Here is a 567-nt window from a genome sequence, read left to right as displayed (position 1 = left end):
TGTAAGAGGTCATGACGTTGTTGACTCGTGCCGGGGCCAACGAGGTTGGCGGGGCGTCCCCGCAGGAGGTATGAGGCCGATGGTAGTTGTAGTGGTTCACCCACACCTGCAGGGCCTCACGCCGAGCTTGCTCTGAGGAGTACGGGCGGGCGTAGAGGACCTCATCGACCATCAGCCGGTTGTACCGTTCGACCTTCCCGTTATGGCGCGGGGTGTAGGGGCGGATCCGGTGGTGCCGGCCCCCGAGCGAGACCACCTTCGCGGTGAAGTCCACGGCCCGGTAGTTGTTCCCGTTGTCCGTGATCACCCGGTCCACGGTGATGCCGTGGGCGGCGAAGAACGCCCTCGCCCGGCAGAAGAACCCGATCGTGGTCACCGCCTTCTCGTCCTCCAACGCTTCGGTGTAGGCCAGGCGGGTGTACCCGTCGATCGCCGAGTGCAGGTAGGTGTACCCGACCCGTCGGCCAGGCCCGCGTTTGGCCGCTCGCGCGTTCTCGGAGTCCCGTCCGTGAGCACGCCAGCCGCCCCCGTCAGGGATCTTCCCGATCTTCTTCACGTCCAGGTGCA

The 567-nt window shown here is 66.1% G+C and carries 1 protein-coding gene; it reads right to left on the bottom strand.

The genetic code is table 11. The features are described from left to right. The coding region (locus tag MF605_RS11910; RefSeq protein ID WP_242821302.1) for an integrase core domain-containing protein at positions 1–567 on the bottom strand (567 nt) is incomplete at both ends.

This window comes from Micrococcus luteus (genome assembly GCF_022664405.1).
In the GTDB taxonomy this organism is placed as follows: domain Bacteria; phylum Actinomycetota; class Actinomycetes; order Actinomycetales; family Micrococcaceae; genus Micrococcus; species Micrococcus luteus.
Note: the sequence above shows the minus strand (reverse complement) of the source record. Positions and strands in the feature narration are given on the sequence as shown.